Source organism: Candidatus Methylomirabilota bacterium, assembly GCA_035315345.1.
GTDB lineage: Bacteria > Methylomirabilota > Methylomirabilia > Rokubacteriales > CSP1-6 > CAMLFJ01.
On record DATFYA010000047.1, the window covers coordinates 1 to 3,793 of the forward strand.

Below are 3,793 nucleotides of genomic sequence, written 5' to 3' on the forward strand. Positions count from 1 at the left end.
TGGGCTGAATTCCATTGAAGTCGCTTGCCAGCGTCAGCGTGTGTCAGGCGCGATGTAACACTGCAGTATTGCTCACAGTGACTCCCGGCTCATCGGTGGCCCATCCGCGCCCGCAGCACTTCGAAGAAGTTCTCCACCACGACCAGGTGGTCGGACCGATCGGACTCCGTGGCGCGAATCATCAGAAATCGCTTGTCGTCCGGCGTCACCGAGTACTGCTGATGGCCAGGATCGAGTGAGAATCGAGTCAAGGGAAAGAGCACCCGGCGCGGCCCCGGCACGAAGGTGAGCCCGGGCTTGAGCTCCATGACCATCTGCAGGGCGCCCGGGTCGTTTACCGCGCTTGGGCGACCTGTCGCCGCGCGGTAGAACAGCTCGCGACCGGAGTGGGCCCAGACAGGTTCCTGCCCGCCCTGGGCGGAAATCTGCCAGCGCCCGTCTGCGGCGTTCGGGAACGGGCTCACATACACCTCCGTCCTGCCTCCTTCGTTGGAAACATAGGCGAGCCACCGTCCATCCGGTGACACCACGGGCGAAGTCTCGTCGGCGCGCGTCGCCACCAGCGCGATCGACGAGTCCGTCCCGACTCGGCGTGCATACAGATCCTGATCGCCTACCTTGGACCCGACACGGTACACCAGCCACCGGCCATCAGGCGAGAAGGTCACCTCTTCGACCGATCGCTTCTCGTCCAGCAGCGGTGTGGCCGCCCGACTTCCATCGGCACTCCGCTGATAGAGATCGTGATCGCCGGCAGGTGGGCCCGCCGCCGAGACGAAGGCGAGCGATCGGCCGTCCGGCGCCCACGCGGGCCTGGCGTTGTACGTGCCCTCGATGGTGAGCTTGGCCAGCGGCCCCTGATCGAGCTCCTTGACCCACACCTGCGATTGAAGGTCGCGGATCCGCACGGCGAGCCGCTTCCCGTCCGGCGACAGTACCGGATCCTGAATCAGCCCGGACCATCGGTCTGTCACCGGCGTCGCGACTCCATCCCGTCCCACCCATACTGGCTCGAGTGTCCCCTCCTCTGCGACCCCTCCCGCCGCGTACCAGAGCGACCCGTTGCTGGACACGGCCAGATCCACCGCGCCACCACCGATACGCACTCCGACACCTTCCGCGAGGAGCACGGCGTCACCCGTGATCGTCATCCGGTCCTGGTCGAACGGCACGCCCATAAGCGACCCCTCGGCCGTGACGTACAGCAGGTGGCCGGAATGCGCATACCGCGCGAAGATGCCGCGCACCAGCGCGCGGTGCTTGCCGGTGGCCAGGTCGAGCACGGCGATTTCGTCCGCCGAACTGCCCATTGCTCCCGGTCCGCCGCGGCTCACGGTCATGATCACTCCCCGGCCGTTCGGCAGAACGTCGGGCCACGAGTGCTGCAACTCTCCGCGTGCCGAATCGAGCTGCCCGATGCCCTGGGCTGCGCCACCGCCCTCCGGGACCCGCATCAGGGGCCCGATGCCCAGCCGGTCGTAATAGATGAATCCGTCCGAGCCCCACGCGACGCCCGGCGCTCCGACCAGCGAGTCGGTGATGCTGACCGGAGCGCCACCGGCGAGGGATATCACCTTGACGTCGCCGTTGACGCGGTCCATGAACGCGACACTGGTTCCGTTCGGGGATATCGCCGGGTTGATGGCCCCGTCCGTTCCGGGGAGTGCCGTCGCGTCGAGCTGGTCGCGCGTCCGCACGAAGAGCTGAGAGCTAGCTTTGGAATTGCCCACATAGACGAGCCGTGATCCGTCGGGCGACACCGAGAGCCGTGACCAGAGGGTGCTGGACAGCTCCTGCCCTTTGGGCAGCTCGACGCGATAGCGTGCGACCGGAAGCGGCGCGGCGGGGCGGAGGAGGCTCCACCCCAACGCCACGGTGAGCAGTGCTGCGGCGGTGAGCGCGGGCACGGCCGCGCGCCGCTGCCAGCTGCCAGCCGTGTCATGCATCCCGGTCGCGGCCGGGCCCGTGCCCCGGAACGCCGGGTTGGTCAGCGCGGCTGCGAACTCGGCGGCCGAGGCGAAACGGTCGGCCGGGAGCTTCTCCAGTGCTCTGGCTACCGCCGCCGCCACATTCGCGGGCACCGAACGGCGATACTGCGTCACCGGTGCCGAGTGCTCGGCGATGATTTTCATGATGATCTGCTGGGCCGAGCCGCCGAGATGCGGCGGCTGGCCCGCCAGCATCTCGTAGAGAACGCTGCCCAGCGAGTAGATATCGCTCCGGCCGGTGATCTCCTTGTCGGCCGTCGCCTGCTCGGGGCTCATGTAGTGCGGAGTGCCGAGACTCATGCCCGTCTCGGTCATCCTCCCGCCCGCCGCCGCCGAGAGGGCGAGCGCGATCCCGAAGTCGGCGACCATCGGACGGCCATCATGAAGCAGGATGTTCTCGGGCTTGATGTCGCGATGAATCACTCCATGCCGGTGCGCGTAATCGAGCGCGTCGGCAACGTTGGTCGCGATCTTCACCGCTTCATCGATGGCGAGCTGCGTTTCGCGATCGAGCTTCGAGCGTAGCGTCTCTCCGTCGATGAACGGCATCACGTAGTACAGAAAGCCGTCGGCAGTTCCTGAATCGAAGAGCGGCAGGATGTGCGGATGCTGCAGTGCTGCCGTGGTCTTGATCTCGATGACGAAACGCTCTGCGCCCAGCACGGCCGCCAGCTCTGGCTTCAACACCTTGAGCGCGACCTTACGGTCGTGCTTGATATCCTCGGCGAGATAGACGGTAGCCATGCCCCCCTGACCGAGCTCGCGTACAATCCGGTAGCGATCGGCAAGCGCAGCTGTGAGGCGGTCGGAAATGATGGTCATTTCCTCGACCCTGCCCGCCACTCGCGTCGCAGCTCCTCTCCCCAGTTGAACGCGACCAGGACTTTGGTATCGGTTCTTACCGGCGTCGCGGCGACGAAGGTTCGACCGTCAGGCGAGAGATCGTAGTACACATCCTCGTATGCGGTGGATATCACATCCCTCGACCAGAAGCCGGCGCTGGTGCTTCGGCCAATCACGCCGAGCGCAGGCGCTATCCGGAGATCGACGGCGACGAGGCGGTCGACATTTCGGAAGAACACTCGACGACTGTCGGGAGCCCATAGCGGACAACATCCTCCGTCGGTGGAGATCTGAATCTCTCCTTTTCCGTCCAGGTCTCGGACGTGCACGCCACGTTTGCTGCGATCAGCGAAGGCGACAAGGCGCCCGTCGGGCGAGACCCGAGGTGATATCGGCCGCAAATCGCTCGAACCCTTCGGAGTCACCAGTGTGTCGATCCGCGAGCCATCGAGGGCTACGCGGAGCAGCTCTATTCGGGCGTCACCCCTGGCCCACCTAGACACTATTACCGATCGACGATCCGGAGTCGGGACCGCGGAGATGACGTCACCTTCGATCTTGACGAGGCGCGACGGAATCGCGCTTCCGTCAAGCGGTGTCGACCAGACTTCACTCGTGCCGCTCACCGTCGCGACATAGATGAGGTGAGTGCCGTCGGGCGACCACTCGGGGGCAGAGGCAGCCCCGGTACTTGTCACTCGCGTTGCCTCCTTCGTCGCCAGATCGACGACCCAGATGTCCCAGCCGTCGGCGAGCGTCGGGGTGCCAGTCCCGGCCCGGATCGCCACGGCGATGCTGCGCCCGTTTGGCGAATACCGCAGCGCACCGAACCGGTCTGCGTCGCGCAGCTGCGTGCGCTTCCCTGTCACATCGATCAGCTCGAGCTTCGAGTTGGCAAGGCCGGAAGGATCCTGGTAAACGAGCGTACCGGACTCCGAGACGGCGGCGGCGGTCCCCGTTTG

Annotated in this window: 2 protein-coding genes; both read right to left on the bottom strand. The window is 65.9% G+C overall.

The genetic code is table 11. The annotated features are described in order from the left end of the window. Positions 1 to 89 precede the first annotated feature (89 nt). Positions 90 to 2,831, bottom strand: a complete 2,742-nt coding sequence (locus VKN16_05805; GenBank protein HME93711.1) for a protein kinase — start codon at positions 2,829 to 2,831, stop codon at positions 90 to 92. Beyond that, the coding region (locus VKN16_05810; GenBank protein ID HME93712.1) for a hypothetical protein at positions 2,807 to 3,793 on the bottom strand (987 nt) is incomplete at its 5' end. The genes VKN16_05805 and VKN16_05810, both read right to left, overlap by 25 nt.